Origin of the sequence: Nocardioides sp. (genome assembly GCF_025965415.1) — a bacterium.
Classification (GTDB): domain Bacteria; phylum Actinomycetota; class Actinomycetes; order Propionibacteriales; family Nocardioidaceae; genus Nocardioides.
The window spans coordinates 1-20,422 of sequence record NZ_JAOPWY010000181.1 but is presented as its reverse complement, the minus strand read 5'-3'; the positions used below and the strand labels follow the sequence as shown (position 1 = coordinate 20,422).

At 71.3% G+C, this 20,422-nt stretch carries 18 protein-coding genes and 1 pseudogene; 3 read left to right on the top strand and 16 right to left on the bottom strand.

Features of this window, described 5'->3' with window-relative positions:
- Together JWN97_RS18675 and JWN97_RS18670 are read right to left on the bottom strand one after the other, a co-directional pair.
- On the bottom strand, nt 1-285 hold a 285-nt coding region (locus JWN97_RS18675), incomplete at its 3' end, for a hypothetical protein (protein ID WP_297626333.1).
- Between the two features lie 88 nt (nt 286-373).
- Nucleotides 374-2,347: a TIGR03960 family B12-binding radical SAM protein gene (locus JWN97_RS18670; protein ID WP_297626330.1), complete on the bottom strand. Its 1,974-nt coding sequence runs from the start codon at nt 2,345-2,347 to the stop codon at nt 374-376.
- Nucleotides 2,348-2,489: 142 nt separating this feature from the next.
- On the opposite strand from JWN97_RS18670, the gene JWN97_RS18665 reads away from it, so the two are divergent.
- A complete protein-coding gene (locus tag JWN97_RS18665) occupies nt 2,490-3,440 on the top strand; it encodes an endonuclease/exonuclease/phosphatase family protein (RefSeq protein ID WP_297626327.1) in 951 nt (316 codons plus the stop codon).
- Nucleotides 3,441-3,445: 5 nt separating this feature from the next.
- On the opposite strand, the gene rodA is transcribed toward JWN97_RS18665, so the two are convergent.
- From rodA to JWN97_RS18615, 10 genes are all read right to left on the bottom strand, one after another.
- Nucleotides 3,446-4,651: a rod shape-determining protein RodA gene (gene rodA / locus JWN97_RS18660; protein WP_297626324.1), complete on the bottom strand. Its 1,206-nt coding sequence runs from the start codon at nt 4,649-4,651 to the stop codon at nt 3,446-3,448.
- 7 nt (nt 4,652-4,658) lie between these two features.
- Complete coding sequence (gene mrdA / locus JWN97_RS18655; RefSeq protein WP_297626321.1) at nt 4,659-6,788, bottom strand: penicillin-binding protein 2; 2,130 nt, start codon at nt 6,786-6,788, stop codon at nt 4,659-4,661.
- On the bottom strand, nt 6,785-7,297 hold the full coding sequence (gene mreD / locus JWN97_RS18650) for a rod shape-determining protein MreD (protein ID WP_297626319.1): 513 nt from the start codon (nt 7,295-7,297) through the stop codon (nt 6,785-6,787). Before mreD ends, mrdA begins: the two co-directional genes overlap by 4 nt.
- Before the next feature lie 52 nt (nt 7,298-7,349).
- Nucleotides 7,350-8,288: a rod shape-determining protein MreC gene (mreC, locus tag JWN97_RS18645; protein ID WP_297626316.1), complete on the bottom strand. Its 939-nt coding sequence runs from the start codon at nt 8,286-8,288 to the stop codon at nt 7,350-7,352.
- 13 nt (nt 8,289-8,301) lie between these two features.
- Nucleotides 8,302-9,333, bottom strand: coding sequence for a rod shape-determining protein (locus tag JWN97_RS18640; RefSeq protein ID WP_297626314.1), 1,032 nt, complete (start codon nt 9,331-9,333; stop codon nt 8,302-8,304).
- Between the two features lie 183 nt (nt 9,334-9,516).
- Nucleotides 9,517-9,939 (bottom strand): nucleoside-diphosphate kinase, encoded by a 423-nt coding sequence (gene ndk, locus JWN97_RS18635; RefSeq protein WP_297626312.1) that lies wholly within the window; start codon nt 9,937-9,939, stop codon nt 9,517-9,519.
- 43 nt (nt 9,940-9,982) lie between these two features.
- A complete protein-coding gene (locus JWN97_RS18630) occupies nt 9,983-10,375 on the bottom strand; it encodes a DUF4233 domain-containing protein (protein ID WP_297626310.1) in 393 nt (130 codons plus the stop codon).
- Nucleotides 10,372-11,739, bottom strand: coding sequence for a folylpolyglutamate synthase/dihydrofolate synthase family protein (locus JWN97_RS18625; protein ID WP_297626308.1), 1,368 nt, complete (start codon nt 11,737-11,739; stop codon nt 10,372-10,374). Before JWN97_RS18625 ends, JWN97_RS18630 begins: the two co-directional genes overlap by 4 nt.
- A 33-nt stretch (nt 11,740-11,772) precedes the next feature.
- Nucleotides 11,773-12,789 (bottom strand): hypothetical protein, encoded by a 1,017-nt coding sequence (locus JWN97_RS18620; protein ID WP_297626305.1) that lies wholly within the window; start codon nt 12,787-12,789, stop codon nt 11,773-11,775.
- Nucleotides 12,790-12,798: 9 nt separating this feature from the next.
- Nucleotides 12,799-13,716, bottom strand: coding sequence for a GNAT family N-acetyltransferase (locus JWN97_RS18615; protein WP_297626302.1), 918 nt, complete (start codon nt 13,714-13,716; stop codon nt 12,799-12,801).
- An 82-nt stretch (nt 13,717-13,798) separates the two neighbouring features.
- Here JWN97_RS18615 and JWN97_RS18610 point away from each other — a divergent pair, with 82 nt between their 5' ends.
- Together JWN97_RS18610 and valS are read left to right on the top strand one after the other, a co-directional pair.
- On the top strand, nt 13,799-14,128 hold the full coding sequence (locus JWN97_RS18610) for a hypothetical protein (protein ID WP_297626299.1): 330 nt from the start codon (nt 13,799-13,801) through the stop codon (nt 14,126-14,128).
- Between the two features lie 42 nt (nt 14,129-14,170).
- Nucleotides 14,171-16,792, top strand: a pseudogene (valS, locus tag JWN97_RS18605) (valine--tRNA ligase).
- Between the two features lie 40 nt (nt 16,793-16,832).
- Here the strand turns inward: valS and JWN97_RS18600 are convergent.
- From JWN97_RS18600 to JWN97_RS18585, 4 genes are all read right to left on the bottom strand, one after another.
- A complete protein-coding gene (locus tag JWN97_RS18600) occupies nt 16,833-17,555 on the bottom strand; it encodes a hypothetical protein (RefSeq protein WP_297626297.1) in 723 nt (240 codons plus the stop codon).
- 144 nt (nt 17,556-17,699) lie between these two features.
- Nucleotides 17,700-18,980: an ATP-dependent Clp protease ATP-binding subunit ClpX gene (gene clpX / locus JWN97_RS18595; RefSeq protein ID WP_297626294.1), complete on the bottom strand. Its 1,281-nt coding sequence runs from the start codon at nt 18,978-18,980 to the stop codon at nt 17,700-17,702.
- Nucleotides 18,981-19,125: 145 nt separating this feature from the next.
- Nucleotides 19,126-19,734: an ATP-dependent Clp protease proteolytic subunit gene (locus JWN97_RS18590; RefSeq protein WP_209951814.1), complete on the bottom strand. Its 609-nt coding sequence runs from the start codon at nt 19,732-19,734 to the stop codon at nt 19,126-19,128.
- A 2-nt stretch (nt 19,735-19,736) separates the two neighbouring features.
- Complete coding sequence (locus JWN97_RS18585; RefSeq protein WP_297626336.1) at nt 19,737-20,366, bottom strand: ATP-dependent Clp protease proteolytic subunit; 630 nt, start codon at nt 20,364-20,366, stop codon at nt 19,737-19,739.
- Between the last annotated feature and the right edge of the window lie 56 nt (nt 20,367-20,422).

The window sequence follows — 20,422 nt, the reverse complement described above, 5'->3', positions numbered from 1 at the left end:
GACCCGGGCGCGGTTCCGCTCCAGCCGCGCGCGGACGTCCTGCAGCCGGGTGCGGGCCTCGTCGCGCTGCTGGGTGAGGGTCTTGGTGCGTCGGCGCAGCTGGCGCAGCTCCATGGTGACGCGGGTCAGGTCGCGGTTGAGCCGTCCGTTCTCCGCCTCGAGGCCCATGATGTGGTCCTGGACGGTCAGGAGACGGTGGCGGGCCTCGGCGACCTCCTCGCGCAGCCGGTCGGCCTCGGTGCCGGCCTGTGCCTCGACCTTCGGCGTCGTCGCCTGCTGGGTCACCCTGTCTCCTCCCGTCGCTCCTGCGTGCGCGCGTCAGGCTATCCCACCGGGAGCGCCCGGAGCCGCGACGGATCCGGTGCGGGAGCGCTCAGACGACGCTGAGCGGGAGCATCGTGCGCCCCGTCGGCCCGACCTGGATCTCGGTGCCCATCTCGGGGCACACGCCGCAGTCGTAGCACGGCGTCCAGCGGCAGTCCTCGATCTCGATGTCGGCGCCCTCGGCCGCCGCCAGGGCGTCCTCCCAGTCGCCCCAGAGCCAGTCCTTGTCGAGGCCGGAGTCGAGGTGCTCCCAGGGCAGCACCTCGTCGTAGTCACGCTCCCGGACGGTGTACCAGTCGACGTCGACGCCGGTGCCGGCCAGCGCCCGCTCGGCGGACTCCATCCAGCGGTCGTAGGAGAAGTGCTCGCTCCAGCCGTCGAACCGGCCGCCGTCGCGCCACACCTCCTCGATGACCCGGCCGACGCGGCGGTCGCCCCGCGAGAGCAGGCCCTCGACGATGCCGGGCTTGCCGTCGTGGTAGCGGAAGCCGATGGCGCGGCCGTACTTCTTGTCCTCGCGCACGATGTCGCGCAGCTTCTTGAGCCGCTCGTCGGTCGTCACGTGGTCGAGCTGCGCGGCCCACTGGAACGGGGTGTGCGGCTTGGGCACGAACCCGCCGATCGACACGGTGCAGCGGATGTCGTTGCGGCCGGAGACCTCGCGGCCCTTGGCGATCACGCGCCGGGCGAGGTCGGCGACCTGGAGGACGTCCTCGTCGGTCTCGGTCGGGAGGCCGACCATGAAGTAGAGCTTCACCTGCCGCCAGCCGTGGGAGTACGCCGCCGCGACCGTGCGGATCAGGTCCTCCTCGGTGACCATCTTGTTGATCACCTTGCGCATCCGCTCCGAGCCGCCCTCGGGCGCGAAGGTCAGGCCCGAGCGACGACCGTTGCGGGAGAACTCGTTGGCCAGGGTGATGTTGAAGGCGTCGACGCGGGTGCTGGGCAGCGAGAGGGAGACGTTGGAGCCCTCGTAGCGGTCGGCCAGGCCCTTGGCGACCTCACCGATCTCGGTGTGGTCGGCACTGGAGAGCGACAGCAGGCCGACCTCCTCGAAGCCGGTCTTGCGGATGCCGTTCTCGACCATGTCGCCGATGGTCTCGATGGACCGCTCGCGCACCGGCCGGGTGATCATCCCGGCCTGGCAGAAGCGGCAGCCGCGCGTGCAGCCGCGGAAGATCTCGACGGAGAAGCGCTCGTGGACGGTCTCGGCCAGCGGCACGAGCGGGTTGGCCGGGTAGGGCCACTGGTCGAGGTCCATCAGCGTGTGCTTGCGGACCCGGAACGGGATGCCGGGACGGTTGGGCACGACCGCCTCGATCGAGCCGTCCGCGGCGTAGGCGACGTCGTAGAAGTGCGGGACGTAGATGTTGCCGGTGACCGCGAGCCGGCGCAGCAGCTCGTCGCGTCCGCCCGGCTTGCCCTCGGTCTTCCACTCGCGCACGACCTCGGAGATCGCGAGCACGACCTCCTCGCCGTCGCCGAGCACCGCGGCGTCGATGAAGTCGGCGATCGGCTCGGGGTTGAAGGCGGCGTGGCCGCCGGCGATCACGACCGGGTCGTCCTCGCCGCGGTCGACCGCGTGCAGCGGGATCCCGGCGAGGTCGAGGGCGTTGAGCATGTTGGTGTAGCCGAGCTCGGTGGAGAAGCTCAGGCCGAAGAGGTCGAAGGCGCCCACCGGACGGTGGCCGTCGACGGTGAACTGCGGGATCGGTCCGTGCTCGTCGCCGGTGCGCATCACCTGCTCCATGTCGGGCCACACCGAGTAGGTGCGCTCGGCCAGGATCCAGTCGCGCTCGTTGAGCACCTCGTAGAGGATCTGGACGCCCTGGTTGGGCAGTCCGACCTCGTAGGCGTCGGGGTACATCAGGGCCCAGCGGACCGTGGGACCGCCCGATTCCGAGCCGGCGGCGCAGTCCCAGTCCTTGACGACGGAGTTGAGCTCACCGCCGACGTACTGGATGGGCTTCTGCACCGACGGCAGCTTCGCCTCCAGGCGCGGGAAGACCGACGCGACGGACATGGGGGAACACCTCGATCAGGAACGAGAGGAAAGGACATCGAATGCCGGGCACGGTTGGCCCGATGGGCGATCATCAAGGTTACTTCGCCGCGACCGGTGCGGCCTAACTTTGGGGGACGGCACCACGATGGAAGGACCGGGGATGGGGCGGCGCGAGGAGTGGGTGCGCATCGGCGCGACCGTGCTCGTCCTGGCGGTGCTGGTCGTGCTGTTCCTGCGCGACCGGTCACCGGACGAGGCGACGCGGGTCGACGACCCGGAGCAGACGGTGACCACGCCGACCGAGGTGCCCGAGGAGTCCGAGGAGTCCGGTGACGGTGCCGACGCGGAGGCCGAGGCGGTGCCCTCCCCGCCCGAGGGCCTGGCCGAGATCGTGTGCCAGCAGTTCCGCCGACCCGTGCGCCTGCGGGTGCTGTCGTTCAACACCCACCGCTCGACCGGCACCCTCGACGCCGTCGCCGAGGAGATCCTCGAGATCGACCCCGACGTCGTGCTCCTGCAGGAGGTGGACCGGCAGATGCTGCGCACCGGCGGGATCGACCAGGCCGCGGTGCTCGCGGACGCGGTCGGCATGGACGGCTCCTTCAGCTCCAACCTCGCCCGCGGGGCGGGGCAGTACGGCACCCTCATCCTGAGCCGTTTCGATCTCGTGCAGCAGGGTCGGATCCCCCTCGTGCGCAGCCCCCGTGCGGAGGCACGCGGGCTCCAGTGGGTGACCCTCGACGTCTCGGGCCAGGCCGTCCGGGTCTACAACACCCACCTCGACGCCACCCGACCCGACGTACGGCTCGCGCAGGCGCGGCAGGTCGCCGGCATCCTCGACGACGACGACCTCCCCACGATCCTCGGCGGCGACCTCAACGCCTGGCCGGCCTCCGCCGCCGTGGCCGCGATCGGCACCCGGCTCACCGACACGTGGACGGCGGCAGGGCAGGGACGGTCGGCGACGAGCCAGGGCGGCAAGAAGATCGACTACCTCTTCGTGCGTGGGCTGCGACCGCTCGTCAGCCAGGTGGCGACGTCGGGTGCCTCCGACCACCACCGGCTCTGGGCCGACCTGCGGCTCCGGCCGCCGGGCCGGTGCGCCACCTGACCGGGTCAGCGTCGGGCGAGCAGTCGCGTCGGCACGGAGCCGGACGACCTGAGGTGGATGTTCTGCAGCAGGCCGAGGGCCAGCATCCCCGCGAAGAGCGAGCTGCCGCCGTAGGAGACGAACGGCAGCGGGACGCCGGTGACGGGCATGATGCCGAGGCACATGCCGATGTTCTGGAAGGCCTGGAAGCCCCACCAGCAGGCGATGCCGGCCGCGGCCACCCGCCCGAAGAGGTCGCCGGCCTCGGCCGAGATGGCCAGCGCCCGCCAGATCACGACCGCCAGGAGCAGGATCAGCACTCCCGCCCCGACCAGGCCGAGCTCCTCGCCGGCCACGGTGAAGATGAAGTCGGTGTGCTGCTCGGGGACGAACCCGGAGCGCGTCTGCGAGCCGCCGAACAGGCCCTGCCCGAACAGGCCGCCGTTGCCGACGGCGATGCGCGCCTGCTCGGTGTTGTAGCCGGCGCCGCGCGGGTCGAGGTCCGGGTTGGTGAACGCGAGGAACCGGTCGACCTGGTAGGGCTTGAGCACGCCCATCGACACGGCGGCGACGGCACCGCCCACCGCGGCGACGGTCAGCCCGCCCAGCCACCAGCGCCCGGCCCCGGCGATCGCCAGCACCCCGAACACGGTCGCCGACAGCACGAGCATGGTGCCGAGGTCGGGCTGCAGCAGGATCAGCACGGCAGGGATGCCCGCGATGGCGAGCATCGCGACCACCTCGAGGCTGCCGACGCCGCGCCCCCACCGCCGCTCGGTCCGCTCGGCCACGACCAGCGCCATGCCGATGACCACGGCGAGCTTGGCGAGCTCCGAGGGCTGAATCGACATCCCGCCCACCTGCAGCCAGGAGCGCGAGCCGTTGATGGTGCTGCCTGCAACGAGGACCAGCCCGAGGCCCACGACGCTGGCGACGTACGCCAGCGGGGCGAGGATGCGCACCCACCGGTGGTCCGTCGCCAGCACCGCGACCATCAGCACCAGCCCGATCGCGACGTTGACGAGCTGCTTGCGGAGGTAGGCGTTGGGGTCGCCGCCGGTCAGGTCGGCGCGCGTCGAGGTCGCCGACCACACCAGGAGGGTCCCCAGCGAGACGAGGGCGAGCGCCGCCAGCATCAGGAGCCAGTCCAGGCCGGGGGTGCGGAGGCTGCCGGAGGACTGCGGGGCGCGGCCCGAGGGACGGGCGGTCGGCCGGTGGGACAGGACGGTCATCGCGTGCTCACTCCCCCGCCTCGTCGCGGACGGCCGGCGGCATGATCGACCCGTCGTCGAGGAACTGCGGCAAGCGGGCGGGCGGCACGGTGCCCGGCACCGCGGCACGCGCGGGTCGTACGGTCTCGCCGTCGATGCCGTAGAGGGCCTCCCAGATGGCGCGGATGCCCTCGCCGGTTGAGCCCGAGCCGGTGCCGGCCTGGCTGATCATCATCACCACGACGTAGTCCTTGGTGTAGGACGCGACCCATCCGGTGGACTGCTTGCCGTAGACCTCCGCGGAGCCGGTCTTGGCGCGCACCGTGACCTGGTCGAGCGGGAAGTCGACCATCTTCCAGTACATCGTGCCCTCGCGGGTGACGCCCCGGAGCGCGCTGTCGATGAAGTCGAGGTACTTCTTCGGCACGTCGAGCTGGGCGACCTTGCGCGGCGCGATCCGGCGCAGCACCTCACCCTCCGGGCTGACCAGCGCCCTGGCCACCGTCGGGGCGAAGAGGGTGCCGCCGTTGCTGAGCGCGGCGTAGGCGCGGGCCAGCTGGAGCGGGGTGACGATCGTGTCGCCCTGCCCGATGGAGAAGTTCACGGCGTCGCCCGCGCGGTAGAGGTTGCCCTCGAGGCAGAACTCATAGGCGAACTTGTAGACGAAGTCGCTCGTGTCCTTGGTCTGCGGCTTGGCGCTGAGGTCGCAGTAGTAGTCCTTCTGCGACTCGTAGTAGGCCTGCTTCCAGTGGCGGTCGGCGATGCGACCGGGGGCCTCGCCCGGCAGGTCGATCCCGGTCCGCGAGCCGAAGCCGAACGTCTTCGCCATCTCCACCAGCGGGTCGCGGGCGTCGATGTCGGCCGGGTCGCTCCCGAAGCGCTGCCAGAAGTCGTAGCCGATGCGGTAGAAGAAGGTGTTGCAGGAGATCTCGAGCGCCTTGGCGAAGCCGATGGTGCCCGCAGCCGCCGACTCGTGGTTGCGGAAGACCCGGTTGCCGACCTGGAAGCCCGAGGAGCACGGCAGCATGGTGTCCATCGAGTAGCCGTTGGTCAGCGCGCCGGCCGTCATGAACGGCTTCCACGTCGAGCCCGGCGCGAACTGGCCCTGCGTGGCGCGCGAGAGCAGCGGCGTGCCGGCCTTCTCGGAGTAGAGGCGGGCGAGCTCGGACTCGCTGATGCCGCCGGTCCACACGTCCGGGTCGTACGTCGGCTGGCTGGCCATCGCGATGACGCGGCCGGTCTTCGCGTCGAGGACCACCGCGGCGCCGGAGTCGGCCTCGTAGTTGCGGTCGGTGACGGGGTCGAACGTCGCACGCTGGACCTTGATCCGCTCGGCGAGCTGGCGCTCGACCACCGACTGGACCTTGGCGTCGATCGACGTGACCAGGGTGTCCCCGGGAGTGCTCTCCACCATCGAGTCGTCGCCCAGGACACGGCCCATCGAGTCGACGGCGACGCGGCGGTAGCCGGGCAGCCCGCGCAGCCACTCGTCGTACTGCTTCTCGACGCCGGCACGGCCGACGACCGAGGCGCCGTTGAGGGACCGGTCGTCGCGCTCCGCGGCGACGTCGTACTCGTCCTCGGTGATCGGGCTGAGGTAGCCCAGGACGTGGGCCAGGTTGATGCCGTAGGGCCGGGGGTAGGAGCGGACGTTCTGCTGCTCGGCCAGCACGCCCGGGTAGTCCTCGGGCTGCTCGAGCACGCGGAGGGCGACGTCCTTGGGGACGTCGGTGGCGACCGGCACCGGCTGGTAGGGCGAGCCGTTCCAGCAGACGTCGCGGACGCTGCCGGGGTCGCCGCAGGTGACCAGGCGGGCCTCGACGTCCTCGGGCTCGGCGTCGACGACCACGGCCACCCGCCGGACCAGCTCGGTGCGCTGGCCCTCGTCGAGCTTGCCCAGCAGCGTGCGGTCGACCGAGATCACCCACGACGTCCGGTTGGCGACGAGCGGGCGGCCCTGGCTGTCGACGATGAGGCCGCGCTGGGGCTGCACGACGATGTCGCGGACCGACTGGTTGGCGGCCTGCGCCTGGTAGGACTCCCCGCCGATGACCTGGAGGTAGTAGAGCCGGACGAAGAGGGTCGCGAACAGCGAGAAGGCGAGGGCCTGCACCACGACCAGGCGGAGCCGGGTGCTCGTGCCCGCCGTGCGACTCACTGCGTCGCCCACTGGGGGTTGAGCCGCGAGAAGAGCTTCATCAGCGGGGGCAGCACGAACGGCGTGAGCAGCACGTCCCACACCACGGCGACCAGGACGACCTCCAGCAGGCCGGCGACCGAGGTGGCGGGGTCGGAGAGCAGCACCCCGGACAGGGCGAAGAGCGAGGTCGCGACGAAGGAGGCGGCCGCGACCGTGCCGACGACGGCGAGCGCGGTGGGCTTGACGTCCTGGCGCACCCGCGCGGCCAGGAAGGCCGCGATGGTGAGCGCGAGGGCCCACCGCCCGGCGATGTGGTCGGCCGGCGGCGCGAGGTCGAGCGTGAGCCCGGCCGCGAAGCCCAGGAGCAGCGCGAAGGGCGCCTCGACCGTGAGCGCGGCGGCGACCACGACGAGGAGGCAGAGGTTGGGCACGATGCCGTGCCAGGCCAGGTGCGGGAAGAGGGACACCTGCACCACGAGGGCGACCACGACCGCGCCGAAGGCGATCGACCACCTCAGCCCCTTCATCGGGATCCCCGCGGAAGCGCGAGTGCAGCGAGCGGTTTCGTGGGGTGAGCTGTCACTTCAGGCTCCCGTCGGCCTCGATCACCGCGCGGTCGCTCTGCGCGCCGCTGGGCACCATCACGCCCACCACGTCGAGCGCGGAGAAGTCGACGAACGGCTTCACCACTGCCCGCTGGGAGGCCTCGCGCAGCGAGCTGTAGACCTCGGTGATGGTGCCGATCGGCACCCCGGGCGCGTAGGGGCCGGTCGTGCTCCCCCACGTGACGACCGTGTCGTCACGCGCTGGGATCGAGGCGTCGTCGACGAGTCGCAGGTCGAGCCCGGCGTCCTGGTCGAGCGACCCGCTGCCGTTGACGAAGCCGATCTCCATGCTCGAGCCGACCCGGCCGCCGACGGTCGAGTCGGGGTCGATGATCAGCAGCACCGTCGCGGTACTGCGGGTGACCCGCAGGACCCGGCCGACGAGGCCCTCGTTGTTGACGACGGTCATGTCCGGGCCGACCCCGGCGCGGGAGCCGGCGTCGATGGTGACCGTGAAGCTCTGGGACTGGCGGGAGCCGAGCGCCACCACGCGGGCCGGGACGAGGGCCGAGCCCAGGTCGGCCGCGGCCGTGGTGAGGCCGTCGTACTGCTCGAGCCGGTTGCGGTCGAAGCCGGCGAGCTCGACCTTGCCGCGGAGCTCGGCGTTGCTGGCCTCGAGGTCGCGGACCTCGTCGGCGAGGTCGCCCTTGCTGCGGAACCAGGCGGGCACGGCGGTGAAGGGGCGTACGGCGGCGGCCGCGGCCGACTCGGCGGGACCGAAGGCCTCGCCGACGACGCGGCGCGCCGGCTCGAGCGGCGAGCTGCCGCCCCCGGACACGTCGAGGGTGACGAGCGTGACGCTCGCGAGCACGAGCGCCACCAGGAGCGAGCGTGGCGGGCGGTTGCGCGACTCGAGCCGGTCGAGACCGGTCCAGCGGCGCTCCCGGCCGCCGAGTCCCCCGAAGGCGCCCATCAGAGGTGCCCCATCAGAAGCGCCGCCGGTCCGACACGAGGACCTGCTGGAGGGCCTCGAACTCCTCGACACACTTGCCGGCGCCGAAGGCGACCGAGGACAGGGGGTCCTCGGCGACGTGGACCGGCATGCCGGTCTCGTGGCGGAGCCGCTCGTCGAGGCCGCGGAGCATGGCACCGCCGCCGGTGAGCACGATGCCGCGGTCCATGATGTCGCCGGCGAGCTCGGGCGGGGTCTGGTCGAGCGTGGTGCGGACCGCGTCGATGATGTTGTGCAGCGGCTCCTCGAGGGCCTGGCGCAGCTCGGAGCTGGAGACGACGACCGTGCGGGGCAGGCCGGAGACCATGTCGCGGCCGCGGATCTCGGCGTCGGGCTCGGTGGGCAGCGGGAAGGCCGACCCGAGGGTCATCTTGACCTCCTCGGCGGTGCGCTCCCCCAGCATGAGGGAGTACTCCTTCTTCATCCACGCGATGATCGCCTGGTCCAGGTCGTCGCCGGCGGTGCGGATCGACAGGCTGGTGACGATGCCACCGAGGCTGATCACGGCGACCTCGGTGGTGCCGCCGCCGACGTCGACGACCATGTTGCCGGTGGCCTCGTGGACCGGGAGCCCGGCCCCGATCGCGGCCGCCATCGGCTCCTCGACGATGTAGACCTTGCGGGCGCCGGCCTGGTAGCCGGCCTCCTTGACCGCGCGCTGCTCGACGGCCGTGATGCCGCTCGGCACGCAGATCACCATGCGGGGCTTGGCGAAGTAGCGCCGGCGGTGCACCTGGTGGATGAAGTAGCGCAGCATCTGCTCGGTCGCCTCGAAGTCGGCGATCACGCCGTCCTTGAGGGGGCGGATGGCGGCGATGTTGTCGGGGGTGCGCCCGATCATCCGCTTGGCCTCGTGGCCCACGGCGAGGACCTCGCCCGTGGTCGTGTTCATCGCGACGACCGACGGCTCGTCCAGCACGACGCCCTTGCCGCGGACATAGACCAGCGTGTTGGCGGTGCCGAGGTCGACGGCCATGTCTCGGCCGATGAAGCTGTGTGCTGCCATGACGCTGGAGCCCTCGCAGGTCGAGTCGTTCCGGGAAGAGGGGTCAGCAGCCCTCCCGCCGACCCTGACTCAGGTTAAGGAGCGGGCAGGCGGCTTCCCGGTAGGACACGCGCGGGCCTCCGACTGAGGCGAAAGATGGCGCCGCTGACGCCCTGGAGTGCGAGCACGCTCGCGCTCATGGCGTCAGCTCTGGAACCAGATCCCGATCTCGCGGGCGGCGGACTCCTCGGAGTCGGACCCGTGCACGAGGTTCTGCTGGACGGCCAGGCCCCAGTCGCGCCCGAGGTCGCCACGGATCGTGCCCGGAGCGGCGACGGTCGGGTCGGTGGCGCCGGCGAGCGAGCGGAATCCCTCGATGCAGCGCTCACCCTCGATGACGACGGCCAGCACGGGTCCGGAGAGCATGAACTCCACGAGGGGGCGGTAGAACGGCTTGCCCTCGTGCTCGGCGTAGTGGGCGGCGAGGATCTCAGGGGTCGCGGTGCGCAGCTCGACGGCCGCGAGCGTGTAGCCCTTGGCCTCGATCCGTCGCAGGACCTCGCCCGAGAGGCCACGGCGTACGCCGTCGGGCTTGACGAGGACGAGGGAACGCTGGACGTCGGTCATGCGAGCAGCCTAGCCAGCGCCCACGGGGCCAGTGACGAGGGCCTCAGCCCTGCTCGGCCCGCCAGAGTGCCCAGGCCTCGGCACGCTCGCGCTCGATCTTGCGACCGAGCAGGTCGGCGGTGGCCCACAGGGCGGCGAAGACGGCCCCGAGGCCGAACATGACGGGCACCACGAACCCCAGGGCGATCGCGGCCGCCTGGACGGCGTAGCCGGCGAGGTAGACCCACTCGGCCCGCAGCATGCCGGCCAGCAGGAGGCACACGACGGCGAGACCGAGCCCGACTGTGACGGCGGTGCCGGCCGCGACGTCGGAGATCGTGATCATGACCGGGGTCGTCAGGCCCAGGGCGATCGCCTCGAGGCACAGCACCGCGGCGCACATGCCGCGCCGGGGTGAGCGCTCGGTGTTGGTGGGAGCACCGTCCTGGTCGCTCATCGGCGGCCCTTGAGCATCGCGCGGGCCTCGCCCACCGTGACCACGGAGCCGGTGACCAGCACCGCACCGGCACCGATCGAGACCTCGATCGCCTCGCCGGCCTCGGCGAGCGTGGTGCCCCGGTCGATGGCCTCGGCGAGGTCCGCCACGACGCTGACCCGGTCCTCCCCGAAGACCTCGACGGCGATCCGGCCCAGGGCGGCGGCGGACATCGAGCGCGGGGTCGAGTTCTGGGTGCAGACGAGGTAGGCGAGGTGGGGCTCGAGGACGGAGAGCAGCCCCTCGACGTCCTTGTCCTCCATCACGCCCATCACGCCGACCAGCGGGCTGAAGGAGAACGAGTCCTCCAGGGCCGCGGCCAGGGCCTCGGCGCCGTGCGGGTTGTGGGCCGCGTCGAGCACGATCGTGGGGCTGCGGCGGATGATCTCCAACCGACCGGGGGAGGTCACCTCGGCGAAGGCGGCGCGGACCAGGTCCTCGTCGAGGGCGCCGGTGCCGAAGGACTCGACCGCGGCGAGGGCGACGGCGGCGTTCTGGGCCTGGTGGGCGCCGTAGAGCGGCAGGAACACGTCGTCGTACGTCCCGCGCAGTCCCTGCAGCGAGACCATCTGGCCGCCGACCGCGGGGGTGCGCGCCACGACCCCGAACTCGATGCCCTCGCGCACGACGGTGGCGCCCACCTCGACGGCCCGCGCCAGCAGCACGGCGGCGACCTCCGGCTTCTGCTCGGCCAGCACCGCCACCGAGCCGGGCTTGATGATCCCGGCCTTCTCGACGGCGATGGCGGCCGGGTCGTCGCCGAGGTACTTCGCGTGGTCGACGGCGATCGGGAGCACCACGGCGACGTCGGCGTCGATGACGTTGGTGGCGTCCCAGCTGCCTCCCATCCCGACCTCGACCACGGCGGCATCGACCGGGGCATCGGCGAACGCGGCGTACGCCATGCCGACGATGGTCTCGAAGAAGCTCAGCGGGTGGTCCTGGTCCGCGTCGACGAGGTGCGTGTAGGGGGCCACGTCGTTGAAGGCCCGGACGAAGGCCTCGTCGTCCAGGGGTTCCCCGTCGATGCTGATCCGCTCGCTCATCCTCTCCAGGTGCGGGGAGGTGAAGCGGCCGGTGCGCAGGTCGAGGGCGCGCAGCAGGGTCTCGATCATCCGGCTGGTGCTGGTCTTGCCGTTGGTGCCGGTCAGGTGGATGGAGCGGAAGGAGCGCTGCGGGTCGCCGAGCAGCTCGGTGAACGCCTCGATCCGGTCGAGGCTCGGCTCGAGCTTGGTCTCCGGCCAGCGCGACAGCAGGGCGTCCTCGACCTCGGCGAAGGTCTGGGCGAGGCGGGGGGCGAGGGCATCGCTGGGGGCGTCAGTCATGGCCCCCCGAGTCTAGGGCGTGGCCCTCGCCGCTCAGCAGCGGACGATGCGCCGCCAGGGCTTCACGACCTGTAGCGCCCGGCCGTCCAGGGGACGCGCACGGAACTGGTCGAGGGCGTCGGCCCACCGGGGGTCCGCGGTGCCGGTGACGTACATCGCGGAGCCCTGGTCGGCGTAGACCAGCCCGTAGCGCTTCATCGCGACCACGATGGCACGGGCCGCGCCGGTGTAGCGGCTCGCCGGGAACGACCGCGGCAGCCGGAACCGCAGGCCGTACGCCGGCAGGTCGGCACTCGTGTTGGCGCTGGGCCCGCAGTGCCGGGCCGGCCACGTGTAGGCGTTGCGGGCGGACGGCAGGGTGAACCGGAGCGCGTGGGTGATCCGCCCGGACGCCGCCTCGTCGTAGGACAGCAGCCCGGGCAGGATCGGCAGTCCGGCCGCGTCGGCGGACGTCCAGCCGGCCGGGCGGAGGCGGCTGGACGACAGGTCCCAGCGTGCGGCGGCCGCGACCCGCCAGGCGACGACGTCGCCGGACGAGTCGCGCACCCGCTCCGCGGCGTACAGCTCGATGAGGTCGCAGGTGCCGCGCCGGACCGTGAGGACGTGCCGGTCCCCCTCGGCCGGGTCGGGGTCGGTCGCGCTGCCGCCCTCGATCGCGGCGTCGGCCGGCACGAACACCGGACCCCGGTCGCTCTCGTCGCGGTAGTCCTCCCCGTCGACGCCGAACCGCAGGGGCAGCAGCGGCTGGTCCTCCTCGACGACGTTGACCGGGATGCCGTAGTAGTCCTCGGTCGTGCCGAGGTCGAGGTGCAGGGCGTGCCCGGCCGCCTGGGTGCCGACGATGGCTCGGGAGCGTCGCCAGACCGGCCGGTCGTCGATGCGGCGGTTCCACGGGTTGTCGGCCGGGAACAGCTCGCACCCGCCCACGGCGTGGACGGCGGCGCGGGCATCGACGTCGGGGAGGTCAGGGACCCGGGCCGCGGGTGCGGACGCCGGGGCCACCGCCACGAGGAGGGACAGGGCCGCGAGGAGCAGGGTGGTGCGCCGCATCCGTCGAGACTAGGCCTGTCCGGGGGTCCGGACGAGGTGCTCGGCCATGTCCACGACCGGCTCGTAGCCCAGTCCGGCGTAGATCTTGTTGGACGTCGGGTTGGCCCGGTCGGTGAAGAGGCACATCCGGCTCCCCGCCTCGAGGCCGCGTCGCGTGAGCTCGCCGACGACGTACGACGCGATGCCGCGGCCGCGGAGCTCCTTCGGTGTGTAGACGGGCCCGATGCGCGCCACGCCGTACGACGGCAGCCCGGCGCCGGTCAGGTGGGCAACGGTGCCGTCGGGCAGCTCCCACAGCCACTCGACGCCCTCCCGGATCCGCACCAGGACGCTCTCCCTCGTGTTGTGCTCCCCCGAGGCGGGGTCGGGCTCGCGCCCGGCCTGCTCGTCGGCCTCGGCGTGGAAGGCCCCGAACCAGGCGAGGACGAGGTCGGCGTCGTCCTCGGTGGCCTGCCGCAGCCGACCCTCGGGTGCCGGGGGGACGACGACCGACGTGGCCTCCCACAGCCGGGTCCCCTTGTCGCTGACCATCTCTCCCCCGGCGAGCTCGGCCGTCGCGCGGGCCAGGACCTCGGCGCCGGGGAGCGCCCCGTTGGCGCCGCCGAGGAACTCACCGCGCTCGTGCAGCGCGGCGGCCAGCGCGCGGGCGGCATCGTCGCTCATCGGCATGGCGAAGGTGGGGTGGGGCTTGAAAGGTGCGGTCCGCATCGCCGCGCTGACCACGGCGCCGGAGTCGTCGCGCACGGCCAGCCACCAGCGGTCGAAGGGTGCGCCGACCTCCGCCCACGAGTCCCGGCCGTCCTCGAGCTCGCGGGCCGTGCGCTCGCTGACACTGGCGATCACGCTGCCCAGCACGGGGTCCGCGGCGAGCAGGTCGCCGGCGGCGTCGAGGAAGGGTCGCGGGGCGTCGAAGAACTCCAGATCCATCACGCCACGCTAGAGCCCGGCGTCGTCGGGCGGATACCCGTTTTCGCGTGCCGAGAAGGCGTGCGCGGAGGACGATGTGGTGATGGTCCGCCTCCTCGTCCTGCTCGCCACCGCGATGCTCCTGAGCGGCTGCGAGGAGAAGACGGGCCAGGACGCCTGGCTCCGGATCGACAACACCACGACCGAACGCGTCTACGTGCAGGAGCGCGACAAGACCGGGGACGACTACGTCATCGGGGTCGGACCCGGAGAGAGCGAGCTCGCTCCCGGCTACGACCCCTGCGACGACAGCGAGCTCGTGGCGCGCTCGGGCTCGACCAGCGGGCCGGTGGTCGGGACCCGCACGTCCGACCAAGGCCGTGACTGCATCGGCACCTGGGTGATCGGCACTTCGGCCGAGACCACCTACTAACTCGTTTTCGCGGGTCAGAGCGCCGTCAATAGACTGCGCAGCATGACTGAGAACCCCACCACCCCGACCCCGGACACGACCACGAGCACCGACCAGCGTGCCGTCGTCGTACCCGAGCGTCCGGCACTGGAGGGGCTGGAGGACAAGTGGTCGCGGACGTGGGCCGACAACGACACCTACGCCTTCGACCGCACCCAGCCGCGGGAGAACGTCTACTCCATCGACACGCCCCCGCCCACCGTCAGCGGATCGCTGCACGTGGGCCACGTCTACTCCTACAGCCACACCGACCTGATCGCGCGCTACCAGCGGATGCAGGGCTAGGCCGTCTTCTACCCGATCGGCTGGGACGACAACGGCCTGCCGACCGAGCGCCGGGTGCAGAACTACTTCGGGGTCCGCTGCGACCCGACCCTGCCCTACGACGCCGACTTCACCCCGCCGGAGAAACCGGACCCCAAGAAGCAGGTGCCGATCAGCCGGCCCAACTTCATCGAGCTGTGCGAGCAGCTCGTCGTCGAGGACGAGAAGGCGTTCGAGGCGCTGTGGCGCCAGCTCGGCCTCTCGGTGCAGTGGAACCCGACCTACACCACGATCGGCGACCACTCCCGCACCGTCAGCCAGCGCGCGTTCCTGCGCAACTTCGCCCGCGGCGAGGCCTACCTGTCGGAGGCACCCACGCTCTGGGACGTCACGTTCCAGACCGCCGTCGCCCAGGCCGAGCTCGAGGCGCGCGACTACCCCGGTCACTACTACCGCGTCGCGTTCCACCGGCCCGACGGCACCCCGCTCCACATCGAGACGACCCGGCCCGAGCTGATCCCGAGCGTCGTCGCGCTGATCGCGCACCCCGACGACGAGCGCTACCAGGAACTCTTCGGGACGACCGTGACCTCGCCCGTCTTCGGCGTCGAGATCCCGGTCCTGGCCCACCACGCGGCCGAGCCCGACAAGGGCGCCGGTATCGCGATGTGCTGCACCTTCGGCGACCTCACCGACGTCGTCTGGTGGCGCGAGCTCAGCCTCCCCGTCCGCACCGTGGTCGGTCGCGACGGCCGACTGGTCCGAGAGACGCCCGAGTGGCTCGCCGCCGACGGCGCGTCGACGGCGTACGCCGAGCTGGCGGGCAAGACGACCTTCAGCGCCCGCGAGGCCATGGTCGCGCTGCTGCGCGAGTCCGGCGACCTCGACGGCGAGCCCAAGGCCACGCAGCGGATGGCGAACTTCTACGAGAAGGGCGACAAGCCGCTCGAGATCGTCGCGACCCGCCAGTGGTACATCACCAACGGCGGCAAGGACGCCACCCTGCGCAAGGAGATGCTGGCGCGCGGCGAGGAGATCACCTGGATCCCCACCCACATGAAGCACCGCTACGACAACTGGGTCGGAGGCCTCAACGGCGACTGGCTCATCTCACGCCAGCGCTTCTTCGGCATCCCGTTCCCGGTCTGGTACCCCCTCGACGCCGACGGCGAGCCCGACCACGACCACCCCCTGATGCCGTCCGAGGACCAGCTGCCGATCGACCCGTCCACGCAGGCGCCGCACGGCTACACCGAGGACCAGCGGGGCAGGCCCGGCGGCTTCATCGGCGACCCCGACGTGATGGACACGTGGGCGACCTCCTCGCTCACGCCCCAGATCGCGGGGATGTGGGAGGTCGACGATGACCTGTTCTCGCGCGTCTTCCCCTACGACCTCGCCACCCAGGCGCACGACATCATCCGCACCTGGCTCTTCTCCCGCGTGGTCCGCTCCGACTTCGAGTTCCACGCCGTGCCCTGGTCGCACGCGATGATCTCCGGCTTCATCGTCGACCCCGACCGCAAGAAGATGTCGAAGTCCAAGGGCAACGTCGTGGTGCCGACCGACATCCTCGACAAGTACGGCGCGGACGCTGTCCGCTGGCGCGCCGCCATCGGGCGACCGGGGATGGACTCGCCCTTCGACGAGTCGCAGATGAAGATCGGTCGCCGGCTCGCGATGAAGGTCCTCAACGCCTCGAAGTTCGTCCTCGGCAACGTCGGCGCCACCGCGCTGGCCCCCAGCCGGGTCAGCGCCCCGGTCGACTGCGCCCTCCTGGGCCGTCTCGAGTCCGTCGTGCGCCGGGCCACGGAGGCCTTCGACGCCTACGACTACACGACCGCCCTCGAGGTCACCGAGAAGTTCTTCTGGGAGTTCTGCGACGACTACCTCGAGCTCGTCAAGGAGCGTGCGTACGCCGTCGACGGCGGCGCGGCGACCGACTCGGCGCGGGCGACCCTGGCGATCGCGCTGCACACCCAGCTCCGGCTGCTCGCGCCGTTCCTCCCCTACGCCACCGAAGAGGTGTGGTCGTGGTGGCAGGAGGGGTCGATCCACCACGCGTCCTGGCCCACCGCGTCCGACCTCGGATCGGCGGCCGCCTCGCAGCCGCTGGTGCTCGACGCCGTCGCGAGCGCGCTCACCGGCATCCGCGGGGCCAAGTCGCAGGCCAAGGCCAAGATGCGCGCGCCCCTGTCGCACGTGGTGATCACCGGCCCCGAGTCCCTGGTCACGGCGGCCCAGCAGGCGCAGGACGACCTGCGCGCGGTCGGCAACGTCATCGGTGACCTCGAGTTCGTCGCCGACGAGTCGGCGACCGAGCTGCGGGTCAACGCGGAGCTGGCGCCCACCGAGGACTGAGCACCACCTGCCGGGCGGCTGCCGGGTGGGGAGTCGTCGACTACCCCTCCCGGGAGTCCTCCGACTCCCGCTCGCCCTCGTGCTCGGTGGCGGCGTCGTCGCCGTCCCACTCGTGGTCGCCGTCCCACTCGTGGTCGCCGTCCCGCTCGTCGTCGTGGCCGGAGTGGTCGGAATGATCGGCGTGCTCGTCGTCGGCGTGCTCGTCGTCGCGCCCGGACCCGTCCTCGTGGCTGTCGGTGTGCCGGTCGGGGTGCCGGTCGGTCTTGTCCGCGTCGCGCTCGGCCTTCTCCGCGTCGCGCTCGGCCTTCTCGGCGTCGCGCTCGGCGTCCCGCTCGGCCTTCTCGGCGTCGCGCTGGGCCTTCTCGGCGTCGCGCTGGGCGTCCGCCTCGGCGTCGTCGTCCGAGTCGACGAGTGCCTCGGCCTCGGTCTCGGCCGCCGGGGTCGGCTCTGCCGCGACACCGCCGGTGGACCGGGAGGTGGGCTTGCCCGCCACCCGCCTGGCGGCCGGGGCGCCGCCGGCCACTCCGAGGGGCTGGGCGCTCAGCTCGGCCGGGACGGCCCTCTCGAGGGGCTCGGCCGAGCGCGTCGGCCGGCTCGGCACGCGGTCGAGGTGGCCGCCGGCGGAGGGGGCCGCGATGGGCTTGCCGGGGTGGAAGAGGTCCGCGACGCTCCAGCCGCGCCCCTCGGACAGCGTCATCAGCACCGCGCAGAGCAGCGCCACGAGAGCGAACCCCACGAGCGGCCGCTTCGGATCAACCCCCACGGGGTCCCCTTCCCACATGCTGACGAGACGTCAGTGTGGACGGGTCATGACGCATGATCAGCCCCGGTGGTCACAAATAGTCATATATGACCAGTGGGGCATGGTCAGGTCGGGCCATGCGTGGGCGGGCCGCCCGGCGGAGGGTCAGGCCGACTTCTTCTTCTTGGCCTCGGACTCGCGCAGGATCAGCGTCGGAGCCACGTCGTCCTCCACCACCTCGCGGGTGACGATCACCTTGGCCACGTCGCCGCGCGACGGGACGTCGTACATGACGTAGAGGAGGACCTCCTCGATGATCGCCCGGAGGCCACGGGCGCCGGTGCCGCGCTCGAGGGCGGCCTCCGCGATCGAGTCGATGGCCTCGTCGGTGAACTCGAGCTCGACGCCGTCGAGGTCGAAGAGCTTCTGGTACTGCTTGACGAGCGCGTTGCGCGGCTCGGTGAGGATCTGCACGAGCGCCGGACGGTCGAGCTTGTTGACGCTCGCGATCAGCGGCAGGCGACCGATGAACTCGGGGATCAGGCCGAACTTGGTGAGGTCCTCGGGGCGCACCTGGGCGAGGAGGTCGTCGGCGCTGCGCTCGGCGGCCCCACGCACCTCGGCGGTGAAGCCCAGGGACTTCTTGCCCACGCGCTGCTCGATGATCTGCTCGAGGCCGGCGAAGGCACCGCCCACGATGAAGAGGATGTTGGTGGTGTCGATCTGGATGAACTCCTGGTGCGGGTGCTTGCGACCACCCTGCGGGGGCACCGACGCGGTCGTGCCCTCCAGCATCTTGAGCAGCGCCTGCTGGACGCCCTCACCGGAGACGTCGCGCGTGATCGAGGGGTTCTCCGACTTGCGGGCCACCTTGTCGATCTCGTCGATGTAGATGATGCCCGTCTCGGCCTTCTTGACGTCGTAGTCGGCAGCCTGGATGAGCTTGAGAAGGATGTTCTCGACGTCCTCGCCGACGTAGCCGGCCTCGGTCAGGGCCGTGGCGTCCGCGATCGCGAACGGGACGTTGAGCATCCGCGCGAGGGTCTGGGCGAGGTAGGTCTTGCCACAGCCGGTCGGGCCGATGACGAGGATGTTGGACTTGGCGACCTCGACCACGTCGTCCTTGGCCTTGCCCGACACCGGCTGGAGGCCGGACTGGACGCGCTTGTAGTGGTTGTAGACCGCGACGGCCAGCGACTTCTTGGCGTGCTCCTGGCCGATGACGTAGGAGTTGAGGAACTCGAAGATCTCCTTGGGCCGGGGCAGCTCCTCGAGGCTGACCTCCGAACCCTCGGCGAGCTCCTCCTCGATGATCTCGTTGCAGAGCTCGATGCACTCGTCGCAGATGTAGACGTTGGGTCCAGCGATGAGCTTCTTGACCTGCTTCTGGCTCTTGCCACAGAAGTTGCACTTCAGCAGGTCGCCGCCGTCACCGATACGTGCCACGAGTCGTGTCCTCCAGTCTCGCCGGGCGGGGGGCCCGGCCTTCAACACCTTGCAACAGGCCACACGACGGTACCCCGTGCCGGCCCCCGGCGGGGGCCGGACACGAGATGTCGCGGGTCATGTTTTCCGTCAGTCCGGGCCGGGCTCAGGTGAGCGCCGGCACGCCCTTGCGGGACTCGATCACCGCGTCGATCAGGCCGTACTCGACGGCCTGCTCCGCGGTCAGGATCTTGTCGCGCTCGATGTCGCGGCTCACCTGGTCGATGTCCTTGCCGCTCGAGTCGGCGATCATGCGCTCGAGGAGCTCGCGCATCCGCAGGATCTCGTTGGCCTGGATCTCGATGTCGGACGTCTGGCCGAACGTGCCCTCCGTGTAGGGCTGGTGGATCAGGATGCGGCTGTTGGGCAGCGCCATCCGCTTGCCCTTCGCGCCTGCGCCCAGGAGGATCGCGGCCGCGGAGGCGGCCTGACCGAGGCACACGGTCTGCACATCAGGCTTGATGAAGCGCATCGTGTCGTAGATCGCGGTCAGCGCGGTGAACGAGCCACCGGGGCTGTTGATGTAGATGCTGATGTCGCTGTCGGGGTTCATCGTCTCCAGGCACATGAGCTGGGCGATGACCGCGTTGGCCACGTCGTCGCTGATCGGCGTGCCGAGGTAGATGATGCGCTCCTCGAAGAGCTTGGCGTAGGGGTCGATGCGGCGGAACCCGTAGGAGGTCCGCTCTTCCCACTGGGGGATGTAGTAGTTCATGTTCAGTCCTTGGTCCGGGCCGGGCGGCCCTCGTCGGCGGCTTCGCGAGCGTTGGTGACGACCTTGTCGACGAGGCCGTACTCGACGGCCTGGTCGGCGGTGAACCAGCGGTCGCGGTCGGCGTCTGCGACGACCTGCTCGACGCTCTGGCCGGTGTGCTCGGCGATCAGGTCGAGCAGCACCTTCTTGATGTGCAGGGACTGCTGGGCCTGGATCTTGATGTCGGAGGCCGAGCCGCCCATGCCCGAGGAGGGCTGGTGCATCATGATGCGCGCGTGGGGCAGGGCGTAGCGCTTGCCCTTGGTGCCGGCGCAGAGGAGGAACTGGCCCATCGAGGCCGCGAGGCCCATGCCGACGGTGGCGACGTCGTTGGGGATGTAGTTCATCGTGTCGTAGATCGCCATGCCGGCGTCGACCGAGCCCCCGGGGCTGTTGATGTGGAGGAAGATGTCGGCCTCGGGGTCCTCCGCGGAGAGCAGGAGGAGCTGGGCGCAGATCGCGTTCGCGTTCTGGTCGCGCACCTCCGAGCCGAGGAAGACGATGCGCTCGCGGAGGAGTCGCTGGTAGATGTGGTCGTCGAGGCCGTAGGACCCACCTCCGCCGTCCATCCGCGGAGAGGTCAGGCCGTGCATGGAGTTCTCAGTCACGGGACCGACCCTAGACGGCGCCGACGACATTTCCACGGGCA